The organism is Bacillus sp. EKM202B (assembly GCF_011066025.1).
In the GTDB taxonomy this organism is placed as follows: Bacteria; Bacillota; Bacilli; order Bacillales; family Bacillaceae_G; genus Bacillus_A; species Bacillus_A toyonensis.
Genome location: NZ_JAAMNK010000104.1, coordinates 1 through 448, shown reverse-complemented (window position 1 = coordinate 448; position 448 = coordinate 1). Strand labels below are relative to the sequence as shown.

1 protein-coding gene is annotated in these 448 nt (G+C 35.9%); it reads right to left on the bottom strand.

The genetic code is table 11. The features are described 5' to 3' along the window. Nucleotides 1–448, bottom strand: a 448-nt coding sequence (locus tag G9F74_RS29520; RefSeq protein WP_165406438.1) for an RNA-guided endonuclease TnpB family protein, incomplete at both ends; no start/stop codon positions are given.

Here is a 448-nt window from a genome sequence, read left to right as displayed (position 1 = left end):
TCCAACATGATTCGAAACTGTGACCATGATACCTCACTAATTGCTTTTGCTAACTTATGATTCTTTAACATATTCGATACCTGCAGATCCTCTATACCGATAACATCGTGGTTTTTGATGATTTCAGTTGAGATTTTGTCCAAGTAATCTTTTCTAGCATTTGTCATGTATTCATGAATTCTAGCCACTTTTACTCGTTGTTTATTCCATCGAGAAGATCCTTTCATTCTTCTAGAAAGAACACGCTGTGCTTTTGCCAACTTTTCTTCTAATGATCGAAAAAACTTCGGATTTTTATAGGTTGTTCCATCTGATAATATGGCGAAATCTTTTAGTCCCACATCCATTCCAATATAAGAATGTGTTTTCGGAAGTTCTTGCACTTCTGTTTCGACTAACAATGACACAAAGTATCTGCCAGAAGGGTTCCGTCTAACTGTAGCATTTA